At 62.0% G+C, this 26962-nt stretch carries 21 protein-coding genes; 16 read left to right on the top strand and 5 right to left on the bottom strand.

Going from position 1 to position 26962, the window contains the following annotated elements; genetic code table 11:
- The first annotated feature begins 96 nt into the window (after positions 1-96).
- The 4 genes from PspCFBP13528_RS10910 to PspCFBP13528_RS10895 all read left to right on the top strand — a co-directional run bounded on the left by PspCFBP13528_RS10910 (position 97) and on the right by PspCFBP13528_RS10895 (position 6564).
- Entirely contained in the window at positions 97-3318 is a 3222-nt protein-coding gene (locus PspCFBP13528_RS10910; RefSeq protein WP_137200197.1) for an efflux RND transporter permease subunit, read from the top strand.
- Entirely contained in the window at positions 3308-4477 is a 1170-nt protein-coding gene (locus PspCFBP13528_RS10905; RefSeq protein ID WP_101220055.1) for an efflux RND transporter periplasmic adaptor subunit, read from the top strand. Before PspCFBP13528_RS10910 ends, PspCFBP13528_RS10905 begins: the two co-directional genes overlap by 11 nt.
- The gene (locus tag PspCFBP13528_RS10900) at positions 4461-5894 is read left to right on the top strand and encodes an efflux transporter outer membrane subunit (RefSeq protein ID WP_137200196.1); all 1434 of its coding nucleotides are present in this window, start codon (positions 4461-4463) and stop codon (positions 5892-5894) included. The genes PspCFBP13528_RS10905 and PspCFBP13528_RS10900 overlap by 17 nt, the downstream gene beginning before the upstream one ends.
- A 211-nt stretch (positions 5895-6105) precedes the next feature.
- Complete coding sequence (locus tag PspCFBP13528_RS10895; protein WP_137200195.1) at positions 6106-6564, top strand: transposase; 459 nt, start codon at positions 6106-6108, stop codon at positions 6562-6564.
- A gap of 122 nt (positions 6565-6686) precedes the next feature.
- Here the strand turns inward: PspCFBP13528_RS10895 and PspCFBP13528_RS10890 are convergent, their stop codons facing one another.
- A complete protein-coding gene (locus PspCFBP13528_RS10890; RefSeq protein WP_101220052.1) occupies positions 6687-7970 on the bottom strand; it encodes a Zn-dependent hydrolase in 1284 nt (427 codons plus the stop codon).
- Between the two features lie 170 nt (positions 7971-8140).
- Positions 8141-9628, bottom strand: a complete 1488-nt coding sequence (locus PspCFBP13528_RS10885; RefSeq protein ID WP_065953039.1) for an NCS1 family nucleobase:cation symporter-1 — start codon at positions 9626-9628, stop codon at positions 8141-8143.
- A 602-nt stretch (positions 9629-10230) separates the two neighbouring features.
- Here PspCFBP13528_RS10885 and hydA point away from each other — a divergent pair.
- The 3 genes from hydA (at position 10231) to preA (ending at position 14465) form a co-directional block, all read left to right on the top strand.
- The gene (hydA, locus tag PspCFBP13528_RS10880; protein ID WP_137200194.1) at positions 10231-11670 is read left to right on the top strand and encodes a dihydropyrimidinase; all 1440 of its coding nucleotides are present in this window, start codon (positions 10231-10233) and stop codon (positions 11668-11670) included.
- A gap of 153 nt (positions 11671-11823) precedes the next feature.
- Positions 11824-13191, top strand: a complete 1368-nt coding sequence (locus PspCFBP13528_RS10875; RefSeq protein WP_101220050.1) for an NAD(P)-dependent oxidoreductase — start codon at positions 11824-11826, stop codon at positions 13189-13191.
- Positions 13191-14465, top strand: coding sequence for an NAD-dependent dihydropyrimidine dehydrogenase subunit PreA (preA, locus tag PspCFBP13528_RS10870; RefSeq protein ID WP_065953036.1), 1275 nt, complete (start codon positions 13191-13193; stop codon positions 14463-14465). Before PspCFBP13528_RS10875 ends, preA begins: the two co-directional genes overlap by 1 nt.
- A gap of 110 nt (positions 14466-14575) precedes the next feature.
- On the opposite strand, the gene PspCFBP13528_RS10865 is transcribed toward preA, so the two are convergent.
- The gene (locus tag PspCFBP13528_RS10865) at positions 14576-15196 is read right to left on the bottom strand and encodes a TetR/AcrR family transcriptional regulator (RefSeq protein ID WP_065953035.1); all 621 of its coding nucleotides are present in this window, start codon (positions 15194-15196) and stop codon (positions 14576-14578) included.
- Between the two features lie 116 nt (positions 15197-15312).
- Here PspCFBP13528_RS10865 and copC point away from each other — a divergent pair, with 116 nt between their 5' ends.
- From copC to PspCFBP13528_RS10815, 9 genes are all read left to right on the top strand, one after another.
- Positions 15313-15678 (top strand): copper homeostasis periplasmic binding protein CopC, encoded by a 366-nt coding sequence (copC, locus tag PspCFBP13528_RS10860; RefSeq protein WP_065953034.1) that lies wholly within the window; start codon positions 15313-15315, stop codon positions 15676-15678.
- Positions 15679-15681: 3 nt separating this feature from the next.
- Entirely contained in the window at positions 15682-16539 is an 858-nt protein-coding gene (gene copD / locus PspCFBP13528_RS10855; protein WP_137200193.1) for a copper homeostasis membrane protein CopD, read from the top strand.
- Between the two features lie 202 nt (positions 16540-16741).
- Positions 16742-18004, top strand: coding sequence for an OprD family porin (locus PspCFBP13528_RS10850; RefSeq protein WP_137200192.1), 1263 nt, complete (start codon positions 16742-16744; stop codon positions 18002-18004).
- Positions 18005-18328: 324 nt separating this feature from the next.
- The gene (locus tag PspCFBP13528_RS10840) at positions 18329-19144 is read left to right on the top strand and encodes an NAD(P)-dependent oxidoreductase (RefSeq protein WP_065953031.1); all 816 of its coding nucleotides are present in this window, start codon (positions 18329-18331) and stop codon (positions 19142-19144) included.
- Between the two features lie 30 nt (positions 19145-19174).
- Positions 19175-20050 carry an SMP-30/gluconolactonase/LRE family protein gene (locus PspCFBP13528_RS10835; protein WP_137200190.1) on the top strand — a complete coding sequence of 292 codons (876 nt, stop codon included), beginning with the start codon at positions 19175-19177 and terminating at the stop codon, positions 20048-20050.
- 51 nt (positions 20051-20101) lie between these two features.
- The gene (locus tag PspCFBP13528_RS10830) at positions 20102-21064 is read left to right on the top strand and encodes a TRAP transporter substrate-binding protein (protein WP_137200189.1); all 963 of its coding nucleotides are present in this window, start codon (positions 20102-20104) and stop codon (positions 21062-21064) included.
- A 71-nt stretch (positions 21065-21135) separates the two neighbouring features.
- Positions 21136-21663, top strand: a complete 528-nt coding sequence (locus PspCFBP13528_RS10825; RefSeq protein WP_137200188.1) for a TRAP transporter small permease — start codon at positions 21136-21138, stop codon at positions 21661-21663.
- Between the two features lies 1 nt (position 21664).
- The gene (locus PspCFBP13528_RS10820) at positions 21665-22945 is read left to right on the top strand and encodes a TRAP transporter large permease (RefSeq protein WP_065953027.1); all 1281 of its coding nucleotides are present in this window, start codon (positions 21665-21667) and stop codon (positions 22943-22945) included.
- 163 nt (positions 22946-23108) lie between these two features.
- Positions 23109-24008: an aldose 1-epimerase gene (locus PspCFBP13528_RS10815; RefSeq protein WP_241669080.1), complete on the top strand. Its 900-nt coding sequence runs from the start codon at positions 23109-23111 to the stop codon at positions 24006-24008.
- Positions 24009-24086: 78 nt separating this feature from the next.
- On the opposite strand, the gene PspCFBP13528_RS10810 is transcribed toward PspCFBP13528_RS10815, so the two are convergent.
- Both PspCFBP13528_RS10810 and PspCFBP13528_RS10805 read right to left on the bottom strand, forming a co-directional pair.
- Complete coding sequence (locus PspCFBP13528_RS10810; protein WP_137200187.1) at positions 24087-25232, bottom strand: HlyD family secretion protein; 1146 nt, start codon at positions 25230-25232, stop codon at positions 24087-24089.
- Entirely contained in the window at positions 25229-26875 is a 1647-nt protein-coding gene (locus tag PspCFBP13528_RS10805; protein ID WP_137200186.1) for an MFS transporter, read from the bottom strand. The genes PspCFBP13528_RS10810 and PspCFBP13528_RS10805 overlap by 4 nt, the downstream gene beginning before the upstream one ends.
- Between the last annotated feature and the right edge of the window lie 87 nt (positions 26876-26962).

Below are 26962 nucleotides of genomic sequence, written 5' to 3'. Positions count from 1 at the left end.
ACCTAAATCTTCCTTCACCTGGCTGAAAGGTGCGTGTTAGGTGGGTCGGGCAAGACTGCCGGGGTTTGCAATCCTGCTTTTCTCGGAGACTCACGCATGCTCGGGCTGGTAAAGACCGCACTGCACAAGCCGTACACGTTTATCGTGCTGGCCATATTCATCTGCATCATCGGGCCCATGGCGGCCCTGCGTACGCCCACGGACGTGTTCCCCGATATCGGTATCCCGGTGGTTGCCGTGGTCTGGCAATACAACGGCCTGTCGCCGGACGCCATGGCCGGGCGGGTGATCTACACCTACGAACGCTCCCTGAGCACCACCGTCAACGACATCGAACATATCGAATCGCAATCCCTGCCGGGCATGGGCATCGTCAAGATCTTCTTCCAGCCCGGCGTGGATATCCGCACCGCCAACGCCCAGGTCACCGCGGTGTCACAGACGGTGCTCAAGCAGATGCCACCGGGTATCACTCCACCGCTGATCCTCAACTACAGCGCGTCCACGGTGCCGATCCTGCAAATGGCGTTTTCCAGCCCGAGCCTGTCGGAGGCGAAAATCCGCGACCTGGTGCAGAACAATATCCGCCTGCCGCTGAGCGCCCTGCCCGGCCTGGCGATGCCCACGCCGATGGGCGGCAAGCAGCGCCAGATCACCCTGGACCTCGATCCCCAGGCCCTGGCGGCCAAGGGTTTGTCGGCACAGGACGTGGGCAACGCCCTGGCGCTGCAGAATCAGATCATCCCGGTGGGCACCGCCAAGCTCGGCCCCAACGAATACACGATCCTGCTGAACAACAGTCCCAAGGCCATCGATGAACTCAACGACTTGCCGATCAAGAGCGTCGACGGCGCGATCATCACCATCGGCCAAGTGGCCCACGTGCGGGACGGCTCCCCCCCGCAGACCAATATCGTGCGCGTCGACGGCCATCGCGCCGTACTGATGCCGGCCTTGAAGAACGGCAGTATCTCTACGCTCTCGATCATCGACGGCATCCGCCAGATGCTGCCGCGCATCAACGAAACCCTGCCACCCTCGCTCAAGACCTCACTGCTGGGCGACGCCTCGGTGTTCGTCAAGCAGTCGGTGGGCAGCGTGGCCCAGGAAGGCATCATCGCCGCCCTGTTGACCAGTGCGATGATCCTGCTGTTTCTCGGCAGTTGGCGCTCGACCCTGATCATCGCCGCGTCGATCCCCCTGGCGGTGCTGTCGGCCATTGCGCTGCTGGCGGTCAGCGGGCAAACCCTCAATGTGATGACCCTGGGCGGCCTGGCCCTGGCGGTGGGCATTCTGGTGGACGACGCCACGGTGACCATCGAAAACATCAACTGGCACCTGGAACAAGGCAAGGCGGTGAAGACGGCAATTCTCGACGGTGCCGCACAAATTGTCGGCCCGGCGTTCGTCTCGCTGCTGTGCATCTGCATCGTGTTCGTGCCGATGTTCCTGCTGCAAGGCATCGCCGGGTATCTGTTCCGGCCGATGGCGCTGGCGGTGATCTTTGCCATGGCCAGTTCGTTCATTCTCTCGCGCACCCTGGTGCCGACCCTGGCGATGTTTCTGCTCAAGCCCCACGTACCGGAGCAAGGCCCGGGGCATCATCCGGAAGATCCATTCATCAACCATCACGACGGTGAGCAGCACCGCAAGCCGCGCCATGCCGCGCTGCAAGCGGTGCTGAATTTCCAGCAAGGGTTCGAGCGACATTTCTCGAATATCCGCGACACCTACCACGGCCTGCTGATGCTCGCACTCGGCGCGCGCAAGCGCTTTATCCTGGGTTTTCTCGCCTGCGTGCTGGCCTCGTTCGTGTTGCTGCCGAGCCTGGGCCAGGATTTTTTCCCGGAGACCGATGCCGGCGCACTGGCGCTGCATGTGCGCCTGCCGCTGGGGACGCGTATCGAGGAGAGCGCCGCCGCGTTCGACCGCATCGAAGCGCGGATTCGCGAGGTGATCCCGACGCAGGAGCTGGACACGATCGTCGACAACATCGGCATCCCGCTCAGCGGCATCGACATGGCCTACAGCAGCAGCGGCACCATCGGCCCGCAGGACGGCGATATCCAGGTCACGCTGAAAAAGGACCACGCGCCCACCGCCGATTACGTGAAAAAGCTGCGTGAAGCCCTGCCGCACAGCTTCCCCGGCAGCCACTTTGCGTTCCTGCCGGCAGACATCAGCAGCCAGATCCTCAACTTCGGCGCGCCAGCACCGCTGGACGTCAAGATTTCCGGGCGCAACGACGCAGAAAACCGTGCCTATGCCGTGGAGCTTGAACGGCGCCTGCAACACGTCCCCGGCATCGCCGACCTGCGTATCCAGCAGTCCACCGGTTACCCGTCGCTGCAGGTGAATGTGGACCGCCTGCGCGCCAATGGCCTGGGTATCACCGAAAAAGACGTGACCAACAGCATGGTCGCCTCCCTCGCCGGCAGCTCCCAGGTGGCGCCCACGTTCTGGCTGAATCCGGCCAATGGCGTGTCCTATTCGATCGTGGCTGCGACGCCGCAATACCGCCTCGACAGCCTGCCGTCGCTGGAGGCCCTGCCGGTGACCGGTGCCGATGGCCAGTCCCAGATCCTCGGCGGCGTGGCGACTATTTCGCGGGTACACAGCCCGGCGGTGGTGACGCACTACAACATCGAACCCACCCTGGACCTGTATGCCAACGTGCAGGGCCGCGACCTCGGTGGCGTCGCCCGTGATGTGCAAAAAGTCCTGGATGACACCGCGTCCATGCGTCCCAAAGGCGCGACGATCAGCCTGCACGGGCAGATCGATGCGCTGCACGAGGCGTTCAGCGGGTTGAGCTTCGGCCTGCTCGGCGCCGTGGTGCTGATCTACCTGCTGATCGTGGTCAACTTCCAATCCTGGGCCGACCCCTTTGTGATCATCACCGCGCTGCCCGCAGCATTGGCGGGGATCGTGTGGATGCTGTTCCTCAGCGGCACTTCGTTATCGGTGCCGGCCCTGACCGGCGCGATTCTGTGCATGGGCGTGGCCACCGCCAACTCGATCCTGGTGGTGAGCTTCTGCCGTGAACGCCTGGCCGAACATGGCGATGCCTTGAAAGCTGCGATGGAAGCCGGTTACACGCGCTTTCGCCCGGTGTGCATGACCGCCCTGGCGATGATCATCGGCATGCTGCCCCTGGCGCTGTCCGAGGAACAAAACGCGCCGCTGGGCCGCGCCGTGATCGGTGGGTTGATCTTCGCCACTATCGCCACTTTGTTGTTTGTTCCCGTGGTCTTCAGCCTGGTCCACGGTCGTCACCCTACTCGCGCAATTGCTGGAGAAACGTCCCATGTCGTCTGATCAAAAACCCTCGCGCAAGCGTCTGATGCTCATGGGTGTCGGCGGCCTGACCCTGGCCGCCCTGTTGGTCGCCAACGGCTTGCACGCGCGCACGCTGCATGAGCAATCAGTGACCGCCTGGACTGAAACCGCGGCCATCCCCCAGGTGAGGGTGTTCCAGCCCGAACAGAATGCCAGCGGCGACACCCTGCGCTTGCCGGCGCACCTGGAGGCCTGGAGCAAGGCGCCGATCCATGCCCGGGTCAGCGGCTATTTGAAGGACTGGAAAGTCGATATCGGCAGCCAGGTCAAGGCCGGGCAAATCCTCGCGCAAATCGACAGCCCGGACCTTGACCAGCAACTGGCGCAAACCCACGCCCACCTGGTTCAGGAACAGGCCAACGCGCGCCTGGCCGCCACCACCGCAACGCGCTGGCAAAACCTGCTGGCCAGCCACTCCGTGTCACGCCAGGAGGCCGATGAGAAAACCTCGGATGCCGCCGCCGCCAAAGCCAATGCCCAGGCGGCCGCCGCCGACTACGCGCGGCTGTGCGCACTGGAAAGCTACAAGACCCTGCGCGCGCCCTTCGCCGGCACGATCACCGCGCGCAACACCGACATCGGCCAGTTGATCAAGGCCGACACCGACAGCGATCCGGAACTGTTCAGCCTTGCCGACACCCACCAGTTGCGCCTGTACGTGCCGGTGCCACAGAACTACGCGGCGGTAATCCACCCAGGTCTGGAAGCCGAGCTGACGGTGCCCGAACATCCGGGCGAACACTTCAAGGCGCGTCTGATCGGCGACTCCACGGCCATCGACCGACGCTCCGGCACCCTGCTCGCGCAGTTCGTCGCCGACAATCCGAACGGTGAACTGCTGCCCGGCGACTACGCCGAAGCGACCTTGCCGATTCCGGCGGACACCCATGGCGTGAGCATCCCGGCCAGCGCGTTGATCTTCCGTGCCCAGGGCACCCAGGTCGCGCTGCTGGACCGGCAGAACCATGTGCACCTGCAAGCTATTCATATCGGCCTGGACCTGGGCGAACGCCTGGTGATCGACCACGGCCTGAAACCTGCCGACCGCATCATCGACAACCCGCCCGATGCCCTGCGCGAAGGCGACGCGGTACAACTGGCCGACGCCACCGGGGGTGTCCATGCGCCCAAGGCTTAACCCGCTTGCGGCAGTGATGCTGCTGGCCTTGCAAGGCTGCTCTATGGCGCCCACCTACCAGGTGCCGTCGGTTGACCTGCCGGCGGGCTATCGCGAACAGACCAGCGACGGCCCGTGGCACAGCGCGCAGCCGTCCGACCTATTGGCGCCTCAGTGGTGGAAGCTGTACAACGACCCAACGCTCGATGAGCTGCAACAGCAACTGCTCACGGCCAACCCGGACCTGGCCGCAGCGCTGGCGCATTTCGATGCGTCCCAGGCATACGCCGGTCAACTGCATGCGGGGCTGTTCCCACAGCTCACCGCCAGCGCCCAGCCGCTGCGCCAGCGCCAATCGGATTCGAGGCCGTTGCGCGGCACCACGCAACCGTCGGTGTACAACAGCGACACCGCCGGATTCTCGTTGAGTTACGAGCTGGACCTGTGGGGCAAGATCCGCAACCAGGTCGCGGCCGGCGACGCCCAGGCCCAAGCATCCGGGGATGATTTGGCCGTGGCGCGCCTGAGCCTGCAACGCCAGTTGGCAACGCTGTATGTGCAACTCAATGGGCTGGATGCGCAGAGCCGCATTCTCACCCACTCGCTGGAGGATTTCAGCCAGGCGCTGCAACTCACCCGTAGCCGTTATGAGGGGCAGATCGCATCGGAACTGGACCTCACCCGTGCGCAAAATCAACTGGCCGAGGCCAGGGCGCAGCTGGATGACGTGCGCGGGCAGCGCAACCTGACCGAGCATGCCATCGGCGAATTGGTCGGCGTCGCGGCCAGCCACTTTTCATTGCCACCCAGCCCGCAGTTAATGGCCTTGCCAGGGATTCCAGCGCAACTGCCCAGCCACCTGCTGCAACGTCGCCCGGATATTGCTGCGGCGGAACGGCGAGTGTTTGCAGCCAATGCAACCATCGGCGTGGCCAAGGCGGCGTGGTATCCGGACTTCAGTTTGACCGGGTTGATTGGCGGCCAGACGCAGGGCATGGGCAATCTGCTTTCAGCGGGCAATCGCTATTGGGCGCTGGGGCCGTTGATGAACCTGCCCATCCTTGATGGTGGACGCTTGAGTGCCAACGAACGCCAGGCCAGGGCCGAATTTGAGGAAGCGTCGGCGCAGTACCGCAGCCAGGTCTTGAAAGCCGTGCGCGAGGTGGAAGATAACCTCGCACAACTGCGCGACCTGCAGCAGCAGGCCGAGGATGAACAGGCGGCGGCGGATGCGGCGCAGCACACCCAGGCGCTGGCGATGAACAGCTATCAGGCCGGAGCCGTGAGTTACCTGGATGTGGTCACCGCGCAGACGGCGGCCTTGCAGGCGCAGCGAACCTTGCAGGCGGTGCAGACGCGGCAGTTGCAGGCGAGCGTGGGATTGGTGACGGCGTTGGGGGGTGGGTGGCAAGCTGGAAGCGAGGGGCAGACGCACTGACGGCGGCGCCTGTTACGGCCTCATCGGGAGCAAGCCCCCTCCCACACTGGTTCCGCGCCAGACACACAATGTATGAACACTGCCAGACCCATGTGGGAGGGGGCTTGCTCCCGATAGCGCCCTTCCAGACACATATTGCCAAAAGCCTGCACATCACAGTCAGCCCACCCCTCCTAGCCTCTCAGAGTCCACCTAGCAGAGAGGCCAGGGAATGCCTGATCTACCCGCTTCACATCGCCTGCGCATCGGCCGATTCAGCGAACCGAATCGCATCTACTTGATCACCACCAATACCCATGAACGCATTCGCCTGTTCAGTGACTTTCATCTGGGGCGCCTGGTGGTCCGGCAATTTCGGATCGCTCAGCACCAAGGGCTGGCGAACTCCCTGGCATGGGTGATCATGCCCGACCATTTCCACTGGATCATCGAGTTGAAAAAAGGCTCACTGGCAGACCTGATGTGTCAGGTAAAATCCAGAAGCACACGAACCGTCAACGGCGCCACCGGACGCAAGGGCCGGCTATGGCAGGAAAGCTTCCACGACCGCGCGCTGCGCAAAGAAGATGACCTGGTGAAAATGGCCCGCTATGTGGTGGCCAATCCATTGCGCGCGGGGTTGGTCGAGCGGATTGGCGATTACCCCTTGTGGGATGCCATATGGATCTGACGTCAAACACAGTTCAAATGTGGGAGGGGGCTTGCTCCCGATGGCGGTGTATCAGTCACCAGCTTTATTGACTGACCCACCGCCATCGGGGGCAAGCCCCCTCCCACATTTTTTACCACATTTCAGGCGGCGAGCTTGCCGCTGGCGATGGCTGCCGAAGCCGCCACCATGGCACGCAACAACACCGCACACCCCGCCGCCAGGTCATCCGGCGCAGCATTCTCGATTTCGTTATGGCTGATGCCACCCTCGCACGGCACAAAAATCATTCCCGCAGGGCCCAGCTCGGCGACGAAAATCGCGTCGTGCCCGGCCCCGCTGACAATGTCCATGTGCGACAACCCCAGGCCATTGGCCGCGTTGCGCACGGCGTCCACGCAGCCTTGGTCGAAGTACAGCGGCGGAAAGTCGGCGGTGGGTTGCAGTTCAAAGCTCAAGCCATGTTTGTCGCAGGTTGCATCGATCACCTTGCGCACCTGGGCAATCATCGAATCCAGGCGTGCCGGCTCCAAGTGACGAAAATCCAGAGTCATGCGCACCTCGCCGGGAATCACATTGCGCGAACCGGGATACGCCTGCAGGCAACCCACGGTCCCGCAGGCATGCGGCTGGTGCTCCAATGCTGCGGCGTTGACGGCGGCCACCACCGCTGCCGCGCCTACCAGAGCATCCTTGCGCAGGTGCATCGGCGTCGGTCCCGCGTGTGCTTCAACGCCCCGCAACTTCAGGTCGAACCACTTCTGCCCGAGGGCTCCGAGTACCACGCCGATGGTTTTTTTCTCATCCTCAAGAATCGGCCCTTGTTCGATATGCGCCTCGAAATAAGCACCAACTGTGTGCCCGCTCTCAGCACGCGTCCCCGCATAGCCGATGGCGTTCAGCGCTTCGCCAACCGAGACGCCATCCACATCCACCTTGGCCAGGGTATCGGCCAGGCTGAACTTCTCGGCGAACACCCCGGAGCCCATCATGCACGGTGGAAAGCGCGAGCCTTCTTCGTTGGTCCACACCACCACCTCCAGCGGCGCTTCGGTTTCGAGCTTGAGGTCGTTGAGGGTACGCAGCACTTCCACACCGGCCAACACACCGAAGCAACCGTCAAACTTGCCGCCGGTGGGCTGGGTGTCGATATGGCTGCCGGTCATCACCGGCGGCAGGTCGGGGTTGCGCCCCGGGCGCCGGGCGAAAATATTGCCGATGCCGTCGACGGTCACGGTACAGCCGGCCTCCTCGCACCACTGCACAAACAGGTCGCGGGCCTTGCGGTCGAGGTCAGTGAGGGCCAGGCGGCACACCCCGCCCTTGGGGGTGGCGCCGAGCTTGGCCAGGTCCATCAGCGACTGCCACAAACGGTCGCGATTGATGTGCTGATGGGTCGATTGCAGAACGTCGAGGGCAGCGTTCATGGGGGATCTCCTCAGGCTACAGGTTCTTATGAATTGACACGATTCCAACAGTCAAAAAAGTGGCCAAATGTGGGAGGGAGCTTGCCCCCGATAGCGGTGTATCAGTCACACAGATATAAACTGGACCACTGCAATCGGGGGCAAGCCCCCTCCCACATTGTTGACCGTGTTCACAAAGATGATTTGGCTGCGACCGGGGTGATCGCGCGCCTGGCGTTCAACGCGTAATACAACACCCCGCCCAACGCCGAACCGGTAAACCAGCCATAGCTGTAGAACCAGCTGAATGCATCACTGCCCAGGGACAGCAAGGTCAGCACCACCGGCACACCGAACGCGATAAACCCGCTCCAGTTCCAGGCCGGATACACGTCATCGCGGTAGAGTCCGGCCAGGTCAAGCTGCTGTCTGCGGGTGATGAAGTAGTCCACCACCATGATCCCGGCGATCGGCCCCAGCAGGCTGGAGTAACCGAGCAACCAGTTGGAATACACCGTCTCCAGGCTGACATCGGAAACGATCAGTCCGAGTTTTTTCAGTAGCTCATGGGCCATCAGCACCAACCCCACCAGACCGGTCAGAATCACCGCGGTGGTGCGGTTGATCAGCTTGGGCGCGATGTTCTGAAAGTCGTTGGTTGGCGAAACGATGTTCGCCGCCGTGTTGGTCGACAAGGTGGCGATGATGATCAGCGCCATGGCGATGGCGACCCACACCGGGCTCTGGATATGCCCGATCAGGGTGACCGGGTCGGACACGCTGACCCCCACCAGCTTTACCGAGGCAGCGGTCATGATCACGCCCAGGGCGGCGAACAGGAACATGGTCAGCGGCAGGCCGAAAATCTGCCCGAGGATCTGATCCTTCTGACTTTTGGCGTAGCGGCTGAAGTCAGGGATATTCAGCGACAACGTGGCCCAGAAACCCACCATTGCGGTGAGGCCTGCCATGAAGTAACCGGTGAGGCTCGCACCTTCGGGACGCTTGGGCGGGATCGCCATCAGTTCGCTGATCGATACATTCGGCATCGCCCACACCAGCAAGCCAATACCCACGGCGACCAGCAACGGCGCCGACAGGGTTTCCAGGCGCTTGATCGACTCGGCGCCACGCAACACCACCCACAAATTCAGGCACCAGAACATCATGAAACCGATCACCTCGCCGGTGCCGCCGAGGGACTTCCAGCCCTCGAAAATCGAGCCGAGAAATAGATGGATCGCCAGCCCGCCGAACATCGTCTGGATGCCAAACCAGCCGCATGCCACCAGCGCGCGGATCAGGCACGGCACATTGGAACCCAGGATGCCGAACGATGAGCGCAACAGTACCGGAAAGGGAATGCCGTACTTCGTTCCAGGAAATGCGTTAAGCGTCAGGGGGATGAGAACCACCATATTGGCCAGCAAAATCGCCATCAGCGCTTCGCCCACCGACAACCCGAAGTACGCAGTGAGCACGCCGCCCAGGGTGTAGGTGGGCACACAGATCGACATACCGACCCACAGCGCCGTGATATGCCACGTGTTCCAGGTGCGTTCGTGCACCTTGGTCGGTGCCATGTCGTGGTTGTAGCGAGGGCTGTCGAGGACGTCGGGGCCAGCGTCGAGTTCGTACAGGCCGTTGCGTTCAATGACTTGCGATCTGTTCTGTTGCATGGCCGCTCCACGGTTTTTTTAAAATTATTGTTGCTCACCTGCACGGTTGAGGCAGGTGGCCGGAGTACCTCGTAGACAACATGACATCTCAGGCCCGGCCAGCCGTCACTGCACTCAATTACCGTGCCGACAACCGCGTCGCAACCCACACTGCCTATATAACTGGCTGATGTTTATCAGCTTTATCCAATTGCCCGAGGGTGTCTTAACAACGTGCCGTGCGACTCAGGCGCGCTAGCACCAAAGTTATCCGAACCTTCAGGACTCAATCTGGTGCATCACAATTATTTTTATTTCCCGGCCTCGTCAAGCGCCGTCTCTCAAGCGGCTGATTTGCAATAAGAAATGTTGTTCAAATGAGCAACCTGTCAAGTGCGTCAAAAGGGCATGCCGCTGCTTCATTTTGGTGAATTAATATTTTTATCCTTAAAAATCATTATGTTAAAACAACAAAAAGGCTAATAAAAATATTCTTGCCCAATCGAAAAACTCGGGCTAGTTTCTATTCCTGTCACCGATGACAGGAATTAACCCGCCATCGGCGAGCGGTATTACAACACTTAGAACTGGCACAAGCCGGTCAAGCCTGTGAGGAACTCGACATGTCGCTGTTGATCCGTGGCGCCACCGTTATTACCCATGATGAAAGTTACCGCGCCGATGTATTTTGCGCAGGCGGTCTGATACGTGCGATCGGCACGGACCTGGATATTCCCGCCGGCACTGAAACACTCGATGGCAGCGGTCGATACTTGATGCCCGGCGGCATCGATCCCCATACCCATATGCAACTGCCGTTCATGGGCACGGTGGCCAGTGAAGACTTTTTCAGTGGTACGGCGGCGGGCCTGGCGGGCGGTACCACCTCGATCATCGACTTCGTGATACCCAACCCGCAGCAGTCCTTGATGGAGGCGTTCCACCAATGGCGCGGCTGGGCCGGGAAGTCGGCGTCCGACTACGGCTTTCATGTGGCGATCACCTGGTGGAGCGAGCAGGTACGCGAGGAAATGGCCGAACTGGTCAGCCACCACGGCATCAACAGCTTCAAGCATTTCATGGCCTACAAGAACGCGATCATGGCCGCGGATGACACCCTGGTGGCCAGTTTCGAGCGCTGCCTCGAATTGGGCGCGGTACCCACGGTCCATGCGGAAAATGGCGAGCTGGTCTACCACCTGCAACGCAAATTGATGGCCCAGGGCATCACAGGGCCGGAAGCGCATCCGCTGTCGCGCCCTTCCCAAGTGGAAGGCGAAGCGGCCAGCCGGGCGATCCGCATCGCCGAGACCCTCGGCACGCCGTTGTACCTGGTGCACGTCTCCACCCAGGAAGCACTGGACGAAATCACCTATGCCCGGGGCAAGGGCCAGGCGGTCTACGGCGAAGTGCTCGCCGGCCATTTGTTGCTGGACGACAGCGTCTATCAACACCCGGACTGGCACACTGCCGCGGGCTACGTGATGAGCCCGCCGTTCCGTCCGCGCGGGCATCAGGAGGCACTCTGGCGCGGCTTGCAATCGGGCAACCTGCACACCACCGCCACCGACCACTGCTGCTTCTGCGCCGAGCAGAAGGCTGTCGGGCGTGACGACTTCAGCAAGATCCCCAACGGCACCGCCGGCATCGAAGACCGCATGGCGCTGCTGTGGCACGAAGGCGTCAACACCGGGCGCCTGTCGATGCAGGAATTCGTTGCGCTGACCTCCACCAACACCGCGAAGATCTTCAACCTCTACCCGCGTAAAGGCGCGATTCGCGTGGGCGCCGATGCCGACCTGGTGCTGTGGGACCCGCAGGGTACGCGCACCATTTCCGCCAAGACCCATCATCAGCAAGTCGACTTCAACATCTTCGAAGGCAAGACCGTGCGCGGCGTGCCGAGCCACACCATCAGCCAGGGCAAGCTGGTCTGGGCCGATGGCGACCTGCGCGCCGAGCGGGGTGCCGGGCGGTATGTGGAACGGCCGGCGTACCCGTCGGTGTTTGAACAGTTGAGCAAGCGGGCGGAGCATTCCAGGCCTGTGGCTGTGAAACGCTGACACCGCTATCGGGGGCAAGCCCCCTCCCACACTTGGAATGCATTTCAATGTGGGAGGGGCGGTTCGACGATTCGACTTGCCCCCGATGAGGCCAGTGAAGGCGACAAAAATGCCCACTTAGAGGCAACCCAAAAAAACCGTGAGGCCACTACCGTGATCCAGACCCTGACCCACCTCCCCCACCCCCGCGAAGACGGGGCCACCCTCGCCAACCATTTCAGCGATCTGGCGCCGCCCCTCAACGCCCGCCAGGCCCGACTGGAAGCCTCGCGCTGCCTGTATTGCTACGACGCGCCCTGCGTGAACGCGTGCCCCAGCGACATTGATATCCCATCGTTCATCCGCCATATCCACACCGAGAACGTGCAAGGCGCCGCGCAGAAAATCCTCTCGGCCAACATCCTCGGCGGCAGTTGCGCGCGCGTCTGCCCCACGGAGATCCTCTGCCAGCAAGCCTGCGTGCGCAATAACGCCGAAGAATGCGCCCCGGTGCTGATCGGCCTGCTGCAACGCTACGCGGTAGACAACGCCCATTTCAGCGAACACCCTTTCCAACGCGCCGCGCCCACCGGTAAACGCATCGCCGTAGTCGGCGCAGGGCCCGCCGGTCTGGCCTGCGCCCACCGCGCCGCCTTGCATGGCCATGACGTGGTGATCTTCGAAGCCCGGGAAAAAGCCGGCGGCCTGAATGAGTACGGAATCGCCAAATACAAGCTGGTGGACGACTTCGCTCAGAAGGAATTGGATTTCCTCCTGCAAATCGGCGGCATCGAGCTCCGTCACGGCCAGCGCCTGGGTGACAACCTCACCCTGAGCGAGCTGCACACGCAATTCGATTCGGTGTTCCTCGGCCTCGGCCTGGCGGCCAGCAAACACCTCGGCCTGCCCCACGAGGACGCCCCCGGCCTGCTCGCCGCCACCGACTACATCCGCGAACTGCGCCAAGCCGATGACCTCACCCAATTGCCGTTGGCCGACCGCTGCATCGTGCTCGGCGCCGGCAACACCGCCATCGACATGGCCGTGCAAATGGCGCGCCTCGGTGCCCGCGACGTCAACCTCGTGTACCGCCGTGGTGTGGCCGACATGGGCGCGACCCAGCATGAACAGGACATCGCCAAGGCCAATCAGGTACGCCTGTTGACCTGGGCCCAGCCCGAAGAAGTCTTGCTTGACGACAAGGGCTGTGTACGCGGCATGCGTTTTGCCCGCACACACCTGGAAAACGGTCGCCTGCAGCCCACCGGCGAAACCTTCGAGCTGGCCGCCGACGCCATCTTCAAGGCCATCGGCCAGGGTTTTGACAATGCAGCGCTGCACGACCCACTGGCCCAGCAGTTGCACCGCGTGGGCGAACGCATCTTTGTCGACGAACACTTGCGCACCAGCATTCCCGGGGTCTATGCCGGCGGTGATTGCGTCAGCCTCGGCCAGGACCTCACCGTGCAGGCGGTGCAACACGGCAAGCTGGCCGCCGAGGCCATGCATGCCCAACTCATGCTCAATGTGGAGGCCGCGTAATGGCCGATCTGTCGATTGTGTTCGCCGGTATCAAAGCCCCCAACCCGTTCTGGCTGGCCTCCGCTCCCCCCACCGACAAAGCCTACAACGTGGTGCGCGCGTTCGAGGCCGGCTGGGGCGGCGTGGTGTGGAAAACCCTGGGTGAAGACCCGGCGGCAGTCAATGTGTCGTCGCGCTACTCGGCCCACTTCGGGGCGAATCGCGAAGTGCTGGGTATCAACAATATCGAGCTGATCACCGACCGCTCCCTTGAGATCAACCTGCGCGAAATCACCCAGGTGAAAAAGGACTGGCCGGACCGCGCACTGATCGTGTCGCTGATGGTGCCTTGTGTCGAGGAGTCCTGGAAAAACATCCTGCCGCTGGTAGAAGCCACCGGCTGCGACGGCATCGAGCTGAATTTCGGCTGCCCCCATGGCATGCCCGAACGCGGCATGGGCGCGGCGGTCGGCCAGGTGCCGGAGTATGTGGAACAGGTGACGCGCTGGTGCAAGACCTATTGCTCACTGCCGGTGATCGTCAAGCTCACGCCCAACATCACCGACATCCGCGTGGCCGCGCGCGCGGCGTATCGTGGCGGCGCCGATGCAGTGTCGCTGATCAACACCCTCAACTCCATCACCAGCGTCGACCTGGAACGCATGGTCGCCCTGCCCGTGGTCGGCACACAAAGTACCCATGGCGGCTACTGCGGCTCGGCGGTCAAACCGATTGCCTTGAACATGGTCGCCGAAATCGCCCGTGACCCGCAGACCCAGGGCCTGCCGATCTGCGGTATCGGCGGCATCGGCAACTGGCGTGACGCCGCCGAATTCGTCGCCTTGGGCTGCGGCGCGGTGCAGGTGTGCACGGCGGCGATGCTGCATGGGTTTCGCATCGTTGAAGAAATGAAGGATGGCTTGTCGCGGTGGATGGACAGTCAGGGTTACGCCAGCTTGCAGGCGTTTTCCGGGCGCGCGGTGGGCAACACCACCGATTGGAAATACCTGGATATCAACTACCAGGTGATTGCGAAGATTGACCAGCACGCCTGCATTGGCTGCGGGCGTTGCCACATCGCCTGCGAGGACACCTCGCACCAGGCCATCGCCAGTTTGAAACAGGCCGATGGCACGCATAAATATGAGGTGATCGATGACGAGTGTGTGGGCTGCAATCTGTGCCAGATCACCTGCCCGGTGGCCGACTGCATCGAGATGGTGCCGATCGACACGGGCAAGCCGTTTTTGAACTGGACCCAGGACCCGCGCAATCCTTATCGGGAGGCGGTGTAGGCCTTCGGACCGCTATCGGGGGCAAGCCCCCTCCCACATTTTGATTTGGAATACATTCAAGTGTGGGAGGGGGCTTGCCCCCGATGAGGCCCTCAGCCTCCCTCCAAGACTCAAGGCTCTAACCCGATCCCGCGCAATATCACCCCGGTCACCGTCTGAATCGCCCGCTCAAACTGCATATCCGACAACGGCTGGTGATCATTCAAGATATTCACCTGGTGATCGAAGTCCGCATAGTGCTGGGTCGACGCCCAGATCATATACAGCAGGCTCGACGGCTCCAGCGGCAGGATGCGTTTGTCCTGCACCCACTGGCGAATTTTCGCTTCCTTCATCTTGGCCCAGTCGTACAGGCTTTCATCCAGCGCCTCACCGAGGGTCGGCGCGCCGTGGATGATTTCGTTGGCCCAGACTTTCGAGCCATACGGCCGTGTGCGCGAGCGCTGCATCTTGGCGCGAATGTAACTGCTGAGCACCACGCGCGGGTCATCGAAGGTTTCGAAACTCAGGGCGTCCTGTTTCCACACCTCCAGCAGGTCGAACAGCACCGCGCTGTACAGCTCGCTCTTGGTGGTGAAGTAGTAATGCAGATTCGAGCGCGGCAGTTGCGCCTCTTTGGCGATGTCGGCCATGGCGGTGCTGCCATAGCCTTTTTCAGCGAAGACCTTCTCCGCCGCCAGCAGGATTTTCTCGACGTTGATCCGTCGGATGCCGATCTTGTGATTGCCCATAAGGGCTCCCTGACAACAACACGACCTAGAGACTACCATCGGCTCTAGATCGGGGCGACACGCCGAACCGAAACTTCGTACACTGGCGCCTTCTATCCTCTGATTGGTATTGAACAATGTTGATCAAGAATTCCCTGACAACCCTCGCCCTGCTCGCCTCACTGCTGGGCGCGTCCGCGGCATTTGCCCATGCGCACCTTGAAAGCGCCACGCCAGCCAAAGACAGCAGTGTGGCTGCGCCAAAAGATCTGCGCCTGACGTTCAGCGAAGGCGTCGAAGCAACCTTCACCAAGGTGTCCCTGAGCAAGGACGGTACGGAAATCGCGATCAAGGGCCTGGAAACCCCGGACACCGACAAGAAAACCCTGGTGGTCACCCCTGCCGCACCGCTGGCGGCCGGCACCTACAAAGTCGAATGGCACGCGGTGTCCGTCGATACCCACAAAAGCGAAGGCGAATACAGCTTCAAGGTTGGCCAATAAGCCATGGCAACCCTGCTGGTGCTGTGCCGCTTCCTGCATTTCATCGTCGTGCTGCTGATGTTCGGGACCTGTGTGTTCAGGCCCCTGCTGCTCGGCGCGGCCGTGCTCCCGGCACTTGACCGGCAATTGTTACGCATCACCCGTGGCCTGGCCTGGGTGGGGCTAGGTTCCGGGATTGCGTGGCTGTTGTTGATCACCGCCAGCATGGCCGGCGGTTGGGACGCGGCGCTGCAACCGGCGACCGTCCAGCGGGTGTTGGGCAAGACCTTCTTCGGCCAGGTGTGGACCTGGCACCTGCTGCTGAACCTGCTGCTGGTGATCGCGCTGATCAAGCCCTGGCCGGCGCTGCGCCTGCCGCTGACAGTGCTGATGCTGGTGACCCTGGCACCAGTGGGCCATGGCGCCATGCTCAATGGGCTGAGTGGGCAATTATTGATCCTTAATCAGGTGGTGCATCTAGTGTGCGTAGGCGCCTGGCTGGGTGGTTTGCTGTTGTTGGTGCTGACCCTCGGGCGTACGCAGGACTACCGGCTGGAGCCTGTGCTGCGACGCTTCAGCAGCGTCGGTTATGGCTTGGTCGCCGGCTTGCTGTTAACCGGCTTGATCAACGTGCGCGTGCTCACCGGGCAGTTGTGGCCCACGCCGTTGTTCAGTGGTTTTGCCCTGATCCTGTTGATCAAGGTGATGCTGGTGCTGGGCATGTTGGCGCTGGCGCTGCTGAACCGGCTGCGCCTCGAGAGCTGCGAACAGCGGCTGGGCAGCTTGAAGGCCAGCGTGATGGTGGAATGGCTGCTGGGAGTCTGCGCAGTAGCCGCCGTTTCACTTCTTGGCACCCTGCCTCCGATGGTCCTGGCGGGATAAAAAAACCAAGTCGAACTCGGTCAACGGTGGGAGGGGGCTTGCCCCCTCCCACCGTTGACCCTGCCCACTTTTTATTCAGGCACGGCACGTCATCGTATAACTTCTGCTTGACACACCCCGAAAACCCCGCAAATATCGCGTCCAATGTTGTACGACAACGTATAACAAATAATAAAAACAACAAAAGAAAGGGAGCCTCACTGTGAGTCAATTCGCCCGCAATTCCTCCTGTCGCCTCGGTCTCATCAGCCTCGCCAGCCTCGCGTTCACCCTGCCCCTCACCGCCCACGCCGAAGGGTTTGTCGAAGACGCCAAAGCCACGCTCAACCTGCGCAATGCCTACTTCAACCGCAACTTCACCAACCCCGCCAATCCCCAGGGCAAGGCCGAAGAGTGGACGCAGAACTTCATTCTGGATGCCAAGTCCGGCTACACCCGTGGCACCCTGGGTTTGGGCATTGACGTGCTGGGCCTGTACTCGCAAAAGCTCGATGGCGGCAAAGGCACCGCCGGCACCCAACTGCTGCCGGTGCACGATGATGGCCGCCCGGCCGATAACTTCGGACGCCTGGGCGTGGCGCTGAAAACCAAGTTATCGAAGACTGAACTGAAGGTCGGCGAATGGATGCCGGTGCTGCCGATCCTGCGCTCCGATGACGGCCGCTCCCTGCCCCAGACCTTCCGCGGCGGCCAGGTGACGTCCAACGAGATTGCCGGCCTGACCCTCTACGGTGGCCAGTTCCGCGGCAACAGCCCGCGCAACGACGCGAGCATGGAAGACATGTTCATGAACGGCAGAGCCGCGTTCACGTCCGACCGCTTCAACTTCGGCGGCGGCGAATACACGTTCAACGACAAGCGCACCCAGGTCGGCCTGTGGTACGCCGAACTGACCGATATCTACCAGCAACAGTACCTCAACCTCACCCACAGCCAGCCGGTGGGCGACTGGACCCTGGGCGCCAACCTCGGTTTCTTCAATGGCAAGGAAGATGGCAGCGCGCTGGCCGGCGACCTCGATAACAAGACCGCCTTCGCCCTGCTTTCGGCCAGATACGGCGGCAGCACCTTCTATGTCGGCCTGCAAAAACTCACCGGCGACAGTGCGTGGATGCGCATCAACGGCACCAGCGGCGGCACCCTGGCCAACGACAGCTACAACGCCAGTTATGACAACGCCAGGGAGAAATCCTGGCAACTGCGCCACGACTTCAACTTTGTGGTGCTCGGCATTCCCGGACTGACCATGATGAACCGCTACATCAGCGGCAGTAACGTACACACCGGGGCGATCACCGACGGCAAGGAATGGGGCCGCGAGTCCGAGCTGGCCTACACCGTGCAGAGCGGTGCGTTGAAGAATCTGAACGTGCGCTGGAGGAACTCGACCATGCGTCGGGATTTCAGCAACAACGAATTCGATGAGAACCGGATCTTTGTGAGCTATCCGATATCACTGCTGTAAGGCAGCAGGCCGTCTGTCAGCCATCGCAAAAAACTGTGCTGTAGGAGCGAGCTTGCTCGCGAAAAATGTCAACGATAACGCGTGCTTCCTGAATGAACGCGGTGCCTGTGAGTTTTTCGCGAGCAAGCTCGCTCCTACGAAAGCCAGCGGTGGCTCGGTGAAAGATGTATTGGCAGACAGTCCCTCATCGGGGGCAAGTCGAATCGTCGCACCGCCCCTCCCACATTTGCTCTCACTGGCTGGAAGGGCGTTGACAACACGGGGAATCCCTAACACTATTTCGGCATAGTCATACGACAACCTACAACAAAAATTGGAATGCCCATGACCACCACCAGCCCTGCTCCCTTCAACCGCATCCTGCTCACTGGCGCCGCCGGTGGCCTGGGTAAAGTCTTGCGCGAACGCATGCGCCCCTACGCCAACGTGCTGCGCCTGTCAGACATCGCCGACATGGCCCCCGCCGCCGCCCATGAAGAAGTACAACCCTGCGATCTTTCCGACAAACAAGCGGTGCACCATCTGGTGGAAGGCGTCGACGCGATCCTGCATTTTGGCGGCGTGTCGGTGGAGCGTCCCTTTGAAGAGGTGCTCGGCGCCAATATCAGTGGCGTCTTCCACATCTACGAAGCCGCGCGGCGTCATGGGGTCAAGCGTGTGATCTTCGCCAGCTCCAACCATGTGATCGGCTTCTACAAGCAGGGCGAACAACTCGATGCCCATTCACCGCGCCGCCCGGACAGTTACTACGGCCTGTCCAAGTCCTACGGCGAAGACATGGCGAGTTTCTACTTTGATCGCTACGGCATCCAGACCGTGAGCATTCGTATCGGCTCGTCGTTCCCGCAGCCGCAGAACCGCCGGATGATGCACACCTGGTTGAGCTTTGACGACCTGACCCAACTGCTCGAACGCGCGCTGTACACGCCAAATGTCGGGCACACCGTGGTCTACGGCATGTCGGACAACCTCGACACCTGGTGGGACAACCGCTACGCCGCGCACCTGGGCTTCGCCCCCAAGGACAGCTCCGAAGTGTTCCGCGCCCAGGTCGAGGCCCAGCCGCCGGTGGCTGACAATGACCCGGCCAGAATCTATCAGGGCGGCGCGTTCTGCGCGGCAGGCCCGTTTGGTGACTGAGTTCACGGCAACCCAAGGGAATGAGTGGCTATGAGTGCAGAATTGATTGTCGACGCCCGCAACGCCGTGGGCGAATGCCCGGTGTGGGTACCCGAGGAAAATACCCTGTACTGGGTGGATATCCCCAACGGTCGGCTGCAGCGCTGGAACGCCGCCACGGGCCAGGTTGCAACGTGGCAAGCCCCGCAGATGCTCGCCTGTATTGCCCGTACTGATTCAGGCAACTGGGTCGCCGGCATGGAGTGCGGATTTTTCCAGCTGACCCCGCACAGCGATGGCAGCCTCGACACCCTATGCCTGGCCGAGGTCGAGCACCCACGCGCGGGCATGCGCCTCAACGACGGCCGCTGTGATCGCCAGGGTCGCTTCTGGGCCGGCAGCATGGTGATGGACATGGGCTTGAACGCCGCCGAGGGCACCCTTTATCGCTACGCCTCAGGCAGCGCGCCCCATGCACAATTGGGCGGCTTCATCACCCTCAACGGCCTGGCCTTCAGCCCCGATGGTCGCACGATGTACGCCTCGGACTCACACCCCCTGGTGCAGCAGATCTGGGCCTTCGACTACGACATTGACACCGGCACGCCGTCCAACCGCCGCGTATTTGTCGACATGCATCGACACCTCGGTCGGCCCGACGGTGCAGCGGTGGACGCGGACGGCTGCTACTGGATCTGCGCCAACGATGCCGGTTTGGTGCACCGCTTCACCCCGGACGGTCGCCTCGACCAGTCGCATCACGTACCGGTAAAAAAACCCACCATGTGCGCCTTCGGCGGCAGTCGCCTGGACACCCTGTACGTCACCTCGATCCGTGACGACCCGAGTGAGCAGTCAATGTCCGGCGGCGTGTTCGCCCTCAACCCCGGCGTCCAGGGACTGCCCGAACCGCGCTTTATCCTCTAGCTGCATCGCTGTGCCTTGAATACAACAATAACAAGACAGGAATGACTTCCCATGGACTTCAAACGCACCTTGCTCGCCGCCACACTCGTCGCCCTCAGCAGCGCTGCCCACGCGCTGGAAATCAAATTTGCCGACATCCACCCCGCCGGCTACCCCACGGTCGTCGCCGAAGAAAACATGGGCAAAGCCCTGACCCAAGAAAGTAACGGCGAACTGACCTTCAAGTACTTCCCGGGCGGCGTGCTGGGCTCTGAAAAGGAAGTGGTCGAACAGGCCCAGGTCGGCGCCGTGCAGATGACTCGCGTCAGCCTCGGCATCGTCGGCCCGGTGGTGCCCGACGTCAACGTGTTCAACCTGCCCTTCGTGTTCCGTGACCAGGCGCACATGCGCAAGGTCATCGATGGCGAAATTGGCGACGAGATCCTCGCCAAGATCACCAATTCCGAGTTCGGCCTGGTGGCCCTGGCCTGGATGGACGGCGGCACGCGCAACCTCTACACCAAGAAACCGGTGCGCAAGCTCGAAGACCTCAAGGGCATGAAGATTCGCGTACAGGGCAACCCGCTGTTCATCGATGCGTTCAACGCGATGGGCGCCAACGGCATCGCCATGGACACCGGCGAGATTTTCAGCGCCTTGCAGACCGGTGTGATCGACGGCGCGGAAAACAACCCGCCGACGCTGCTCGAGCACAACCACTACCAGAACGCCAAGTACTACACCCTCACCGAGCACCTGATCCTGCCCGAACCCATCGTGATGTCGAAAATCACCTGGAACAAGCTCACCCCCGCGCAACAGGACATGGTCAAGAAGGCCGCCAAGGCCGCCCAGGCCGACGAGCGCGTGTTGTGGGACGCCAAGTCCGCCAGCAGTGAAGAGAAACTCAAGAAGGCCGGGGTCGAGTTCATCACTGTCGACAAAAAACCCTTCTATGACGCCACCGCGCAGGTTCGCGCCAAGTACGGCGCGCCTTACGCCGACATCATCAAGCGTATCGACGCCGTTCAGTAACGCCCTCCTCCCAGACAAGGCCCGGCGCGGTCCGCTGCTTCAGCGAGCCGCGCCCGGTTACGGTGAACGCCATGAAGAATCTACTGCTGCGCATCAATGACCGCATTTACATGACCTGCATCTGGGTCGCCGGTCTCTCGGTACTCGGGGTCGCACTGATCATTCCCTGGGGCATTTTCGCCCGCTACATCCTCGGCACCGGCTCAAGCTGGCCGGAGCCCACCGCCATCCTGCTGATGCTGGTGTTCACCTTCATCGGCGCCGCCGCCAGCTACCGCGCCGGTGCACATATGTCGGTGGCCATGGTCACCGACCGCCTGCCTGCCGCCCAACGCCGCGTCGTCAGTATTGTTTCGCAATTGTTGATGGGCACCATCTGTCTGTTCATGACGATCTGGGGCACCAAGCTGTGCCTGTCCACCTGGAACCAGTTCATGAGCGCCATCCCCACCCTGCGCGTCGGCATCACCTATATGCCGATCCCGATTGGCGGCTTGCTGACCCTGATCTTCGTGATGGAGAAACTGCTGCTGGGCGACCAGAGCAAGCGGCGCGTGGTGCGCTTGGACCTGGTAGAAGAAAGCGAAGGGGCCGCCTGATATGGACGCATTGATTCTGTTGGGCAGTTTTATCGCCTTGATCCTGATCGGCATGCCGGTGGCCTACGCCCTGGGCTTGTCGGCGTTGATCGGCGCCTGGTGGATCGACATCCCGTTCCAGGCCCTGATGATCCAGGTGGCGGGCGGCGTGAACAAGTTTTCGCTGATGGCGATCCCGTTCTTCGTGCTGGCCGGCGCGATCATGGCCGAGGGCGGCATGTCGCGGCGGCTGGTGGCGTTTGCCGGGGTGCTGGTGGGTTTTGTGCGCGGCGGTCTGTCCCTGGTCAACATCATGGCCTCGACCTTTTTCGGCGCGATCTCCGGCTCGTCGGTGGCCGATACCGCGTCGGTGGGTTCGGTGCTGATTCCGGAGATGGAACGCCGCGGCTACCCCAGGGAGTTTGCAACAGCCGTGACGGTCAGCGGTTCGGTGCAGGCGCTGTTGACGCCGCCCAGCCATAACTCGGTGCTCTACTCCCTGGCGGCGGGCGGCACGGTGTCCATCGCTTCGCTGTTCATGGCCGGCGTGGTGCCGGGCTTGTTGATGAGCGCGTGCCTGATGGTGCTGTGCCTGATCTTCGCGAAAAAGCGCGACTATCCCAAAGGCGAAGTCATCCCCTTGAGGCAGGCGCTGAAGATCGCCGCCGACGCGCTCTGGGGCCTGATGGCCATGGTGATCATCCTCGGCGGCATCCTGTCGGGTATCTTCACCGCCACCGAGTCGGCCGCGATTGCGGTGCTGTGGGCGTTCTTCGTGACCATGTTCATCTACCGCGACTACAAATGGCGCGAGCTGCCCAAGCTGATGCACCGCACGGTGCGCACCATTTCCATCGTGATGATCCTGATCGCCTTCGCCGCCAGCTTCGGCTACATCATGACCCTGATGCAGATACCGGCGAAGATCACCACGCTGTTTTTGACCCTGTCGGACAACCGCTACGTGATCCTGATGTGCATCAACGCCATGCTGCTGTTGCTTGGCACCGTGATGGACATGGCGCCGCTGATCCTGATTCTCACGCCGATCCTGCTGCCGGTGGTGCTCGGCATCGGCGTCGACCCGGTGCACTTCGGCATGATCATGCTGGTCAACCTCGGGATTGGCCTGATCACCCCGCCGGTGGGCGCGGTGCTGTTCGTGGGCGCGGCGGTGGGCAAGGTCAGCATCGAGAAGACCGTGAAGGCGCTGCTGCCGTTTTATGCGGTGCTGTTCCTGGTGCTGATGGCGGTGACTTACATTCCGGCACTGTCGCTGTGGTTGCCCAGCGTGGTGCTGTAACACCAATCTCAAGAACACAGGTGCTTGAATGTGGGAGGGGGCTTGCCCCCGATAGCAGTGGGTCAGTCTGAGCATCTTTGACTGAAACACCGCAATCGGGGGCAAGCCCCCTCCCACCTGTCGAGCAGCGCTGTTTTTACTATTTCCATGCGGCAGGTCGATCGTGTCTTTGAACTTCGTTGAGCTTAGGGATCCACTCACCCATCTGGTACTCGCGCCCGCCATCGGCGGCAGTCTCGTGAACTGGACGGTACGCGCCACCGGCCAACCGCTGTTGCGCCACAGCGATGAGCAGGCGATCAATACCGGGCTGCCGGGCAAGCTGGGCTGCTACCCGTTGGCACCCTGGTCCAACCGAATCGCCCACGGCGGCTTCGATAACCCCGACGGCTGGCTGGCCCTCAAGCCCAACAGCCACACTGACCCGCTGCCGATTCACGGCTCGGCCTGGCAACAGGCGTGGCAGGTGAGCCGCCAGACCGCAGATGAAGTGGTGTTGCAGGTACTCTGCGATGCACCGTTCGCGTACCGCGCCGAGCAACGGTTTCGGTTGCGCGACGGTGTGCTGACGATTGAATTACGCGTGACTCATCTGGGCAAAAACGCAGCATGGCATGGGCTGGGATTGCACCCGTATTTTCCACGACGTCAGGGTACGCGGTTGCAGGCCAAGGCATCGCAGGTGTGGTTGAGCGATGCGGCCAAACTGCCGACGCAACTGGCGGCGGTACCGGAGGATTGGGATTTCAGGCAAACCGGAACGCTGCCGCAAAGCCTGGTGGACAATGGCTTTTGTGGCTGGGATGGGCACTGCCTGATCGAGCAACCAGAGCTTGGTCATACCCTTGAATGCCAGGCTACCGGCGCCGATTACTTCCTGCTGTACTGCCCGCCGGGGTTGGGTTTTTTCTGCATCGAGCCGGTAAGTCATCCGGTAAATGCCCATCACCTGCCGGGCAGGCCTGGCCTGAAACTGCTGGAGCAAGGCCAGTCAACCCAACTCAGTTTCAACCTGAAATACACTCCACATGTGGGAGGGGGCTTGCCCCCGATAGCGGTGTGACAGTCACTGCAAATATGACTGATCCATTGCCATCGGGGGCAAGCCCCCTCCCACATTTTGCTCCCTGTTGTGTCAGGGTCAGGGGGGTGAATTTTTAAGGCGCCCTGCCGTGTCAATACTCACCACCACCGACAACCCCGGCCGCAACCGTTCACTCTCGGCCTGGTCAGGGTCCACGGTGATTCGCACCGGCACGCGCTGGGCGATCTTGACGAAGTTGCCGGTGGCGTTGTCCGCCTGCAACAGGCTGAACTCCGAGCCGGTCGCCGGGGAAATATGCTGCACCGTGCCGTGAAACCTGCGGTGGTTCAGCGCATCCACGGTGAAGGTCACCGGCTGGCCGACCTGCACATTGTCCATCTGGGTTTCTTTCATATTGGCAATCACCCACAACTGCTTGGGCACCAGCGCCATCAACTGCGCGCCGGAGTTGACGTAGGCCCCCAGGCGCACGCCAATCTGCCCCAACTGGCCATCCCGGGGTGCGGTAATGCGGGTGTTGGACAGGTCGATCCGCGCCAATTCCACCGCCGCCTCCGCACTGGCCACCGCCGCCTCCAGGGAGCCGCGATTGACGATCACCGTTTGCAGGTCCTGCCGCGCGATTTCCAGGCTGGCCTGGGCCTGGGCCACGGCTGCCACCGTCTGGGCATTGGCGGCGCGGGTCACGTCCAGCTCCCGCTTGGACACCGAGCCGTCGCTGATCAATTCTTCATTGCGGCGCAGGTCGGCGGTGCTTTTGCGCACCTGCGCCTGGCTGTCGACCAAGGCGGCCTGGCGCAGCTTGATGGTCGCTTCGGCGCTGTTGCGTTGCTGCACCACATTGGCCAGCGAAGCCTTCTGCACCGCCAGTTGCGCCAGGGCCTGGTCCAGGCGCTGCTTGTAGATGCGATCATCGAGGCGCACCAGCAGGTCACCGGCTTTCACATACTGGAAATCCTGCACCGGCACTTCGAATACGTAGCCGCTGAGCTGCGGGCCGATGATCGTCACCTGCCCACGCACCAAGGCGTTTTCGGTGGTTTCCACGGCGCTGCTGAACGGCGGCAGTTGCCACGCATACAGCACGATCAGCACGCCGACGATGGCAACGGCGGCAAAGCCCAGGGACGAAAGGATGCGTACCCGCAATGAACGCGGTTCGGTCACGGCGGCGCCCGGTGGCGTGGCGCCCTCGGGCGTGGAAGCGATGGCGTTGGTGGTCGTAGTCGTGGGTTCGGTCATGAAGAGGCGCCGACAGGTTGAACGGGAGGGGTTGCTGCTTTGGTGGTGCTCATCAGCCACAGGCTACGGATAAAGATCCAGATCATGGTCAGGATCGCGATAATCGCAATCAGCATGAAGACATCGTTGTACGCCATGACGTTCGCCTCACGGGTGGCCGCCGTGGCCAGGCTGCGAATGCCCATGAGGTTGCGCAGTTCCGGGTCGGCGACGATACCGCCATAGGCCGAACCGCCACTCTGTACCCGCGCCGCCACACGCGGGTCGAGCAAGGTCAGGTGCTCGACGATCATGCTTGAGTGGTACTTCTCGCGCACGATCTGGAAAGTGCCGAGCAATGCCGCCCCGATCAGGCCGCCGAGGTTCTGGCAAATCCCGAACATCACCGAAAAACTCACCAGGTTGCGCGGGTTGGTCAATACGTTCTTGGTGCCCAGCACCATGGTCGGCCCGAGAAAGAAGGTCCCGCCGAAGCCTAGCAGGAACTGGCTGATATACAGGTTCTGCGGCCGCGTCAGGTTGCTGGAAAAACTGTCCATCACCGACCCGGTCGCCATCAGCGCCAGGGAAATGATCAGCGGCATCAACAGATGCGCCGGGTTGATCGTCAAGGCGCTGACCACCAGCCCGGCAATCGCTCCGGCCAGCATCACCACGTACAAGGTGTGCATCTGCTGGTAACTCATGTTCAGCATCTGCATGAAACCCACTGCGCCCGTGGATTGTTCAGACAGCACCATCCGAATCAGGATCACCGCCAATGCCAGGCGAATCATGGTGCCGCTGCCCAGCCAGCGCGTCATCAGCAGCGGGTTGGCGCGGTTATGCTCGATGGCCAACCCGGCCATGATCAGCACCAGCGAACAGGCCGAGGCGATGCCGATCCAGGGCGCTTCCAGCCACCAGTCGATGCGCCCCAGGGACAACACCGCGCAGAGAAGGGCGACGCCGGTGGCCAGGATCGCGAAGGTGAGGAAGTCGAGTTTTTCGAAGGTCTTGAACCGGTCGCCGGGCGGCAATTTCAGCAGAAACACACAGCCCAGGCAGATCAGCGCCAGGCCCAGCTCGAACAGGTACAAGCCACGCCACTCGGCGATTTGCAGCAAATCCTCGGAGAACAGCCGCGCCAGCGGCAAGGCCAGCTGCGCAGTGCCCAGCCCCAGCACCAGGGCTTTGAGACGCCACTTGGCCGGGAACGCCTGGATCATGTAGTACAAGCCCAACGAACTCAGCGCCGCCCCCACCATGCCGTGGGCCGCCCGCACGGCGATGGCCGAGTTGAGGTCGTTGACGAACAAGTGGCCGAAGGTCACCAGCGCATACAGCACCAGGAACACTTCGGTAAACGCCCGCAGGCCGAACTGCTGACGGAATTTCACCAGCAGCAGGTTCATGCACACGTTGGTCATCACATAGGCGGCGGGCAGCCAGGCCATTTCCGCCGTGGTCGCGCCCAGGGCGCCTTGCAGGTATTGCAGGTTGGCGATGACCAGGGCGTTGCCCAAGCCACCGGTGATTGCCACCAGCACACCCACCAGCGCAAACAGCCAGCGTTTGTGGGTGGGGTGCAACGGCGTCGACGGTGAACCGGGCAGGCTCGGCCGCTCGTGGGGTTGCCAGGTGTGGGGGGTGTATTTATCCATTCGGTGACCTTGATGAACCGACGTGCAAGGCCGGTGAAGCCGCTACTCAGGGCGCAGTGAACCTGAGCAGCGTTTATCTTGCCATGC

Source organism: Pseudomonas sp. CFBP13528 (assembly GCF_005233615.1).
Taxonomy (GTDB): Bacteria; Pseudomonadota; Gammaproteobacteria; order Pseudomonadales; family Pseudomonadaceae; genus Aquipseudomonas; species Aquipseudomonas fluorescens_AM.
The sequence above is the reverse complement of the archived record's forward strand: the minus strand, read 5'-3'. Positions and strand labels throughout refer to the sequence as shown.

Excerpts from the sequence above, each read along its gene's own strand:
- PspCFBP13528_RS10895 (WP_137200195.1), top strand. The coding sequence starts at position 6,106 with ATGCCTGATCTACCCGCTTCACATCGCCTGCGCATCGGCCGATTCAGC.
- PspCFBP13528_RS10810 (WP_137200187.1), bottom strand. The coding sequence starts at position 25,232 with ATGACCGAACCCACGACTACGACCACCAACGCCATCGCTTCCACGCCC.
- preA (WP_065953036.1), top strand. The coding sequence starts at position 13,191 with ATGGCCGATCTGTCGATTGTGTTCGCCGGTATCAAAGCCCCCAACCCG.
- PspCFBP13528_RS10910 (WP_137200197.1), top strand. The coding sequence starts at position 97 with ATGCTCGGGCTGGTAAAGACCGCACTGCACAAGCCGTACACGTTTATC.
- PspCFBP13528_RS10825 (WP_137200188.1), top strand. The coding sequence starts at position 21,136 with ATGAAGAATCTACTGCTGCGCATCAATGACCGCATTTACATGACCTGC.
- PspCFBP13528_RS10865 (WP_065953035.1), bottom strand. The coding sequence starts at position 15,196 with ATGGGCAATCACAAGATCGGCATCCGACGGATCAACGTCGAGAAAATC.
- PspCFBP13528_RS10885 (WP_065953039.1), bottom strand. The coding sequence starts at position 9,628 with ATGCAACAGAACAGATCGCAAGTCATTGAACGCAACGGCCTGTACGAA.
- PspCFBP13528_RS10830 (WP_137200189.1), top strand. The coding sequence starts at position 20,102 with ATGGACTTCAAACGCACCTTGCTCGCCGCCACACTCGTCGCCCTCAGC.
- PspCFBP13528_RS10905 (WP_101220055.1), top strand. The coding sequence starts at position 3,308 with ATGTCGTCTGATCAAAAACCCTCGCGCAAGCGTCTGATGCTCATGGGT.
- copD (WP_137200193.1), top strand. The coding sequence starts at position 15,682 with ATGGCAACCCTGCTGGTGCTGTGCCGCTTCCTGCATTTCATCGTCGTG.
- PspCFBP13528_RS10805 (WP_137200186.1), bottom strand. The coding sequence starts at position 26,875 with ATGGATAAATACACCCCCCACACCTGGCAACCCCACGAGCGGCCGAGC.
- PspCFBP13528_RS10820 (WP_065953027.1), top strand. The coding sequence starts at position 21,665 with ATGGACGCATTGATTCTGTTGGGCAGTTTTATCGCCTTGATCCTGATC.
- hydA (WP_137200194.1), top strand. The coding sequence starts at position 10,231 with ATGTCGCTGTTGATCCGTGGCGCCACCGTTATTACCCATGATGAAAGT.
- PspCFBP13528_RS10840 (WP_065953031.1), top strand. The coding sequence starts at position 18,329 with ATGACCACCACCAGCCCTGCTCCCTTCAACCGCATCCTGCTCACTGGC.
- PspCFBP13528_RS10900 (WP_137200196.1), top strand. The coding sequence starts at position 4,461 with ATGCGCCCAAGGCTTAACCCGCTTGCGGCAGTGATGCTGCTGGCCTTG.
- PspCFBP13528_RS10835 (WP_137200190.1), top strand. The coding sequence starts at position 19,175 with ATGAGTGCAGAATTGATTGTCGACGCCCGCAACGCCGTGGGCGAATGC.
- PspCFBP13528_RS10890 (WP_101220052.1), bottom strand. The coding sequence starts at position 7,970 with ATGAACGCTGCCCTCGACGTTCTGCAATCGACCCATCAGCACATCAAT.
- copC (WP_065953034.1), top strand. The coding sequence starts at position 15,313 with ATGTTGATCAAGAATTCCCTGACAACCCTCGCCCTGCTCGCCTCACTG.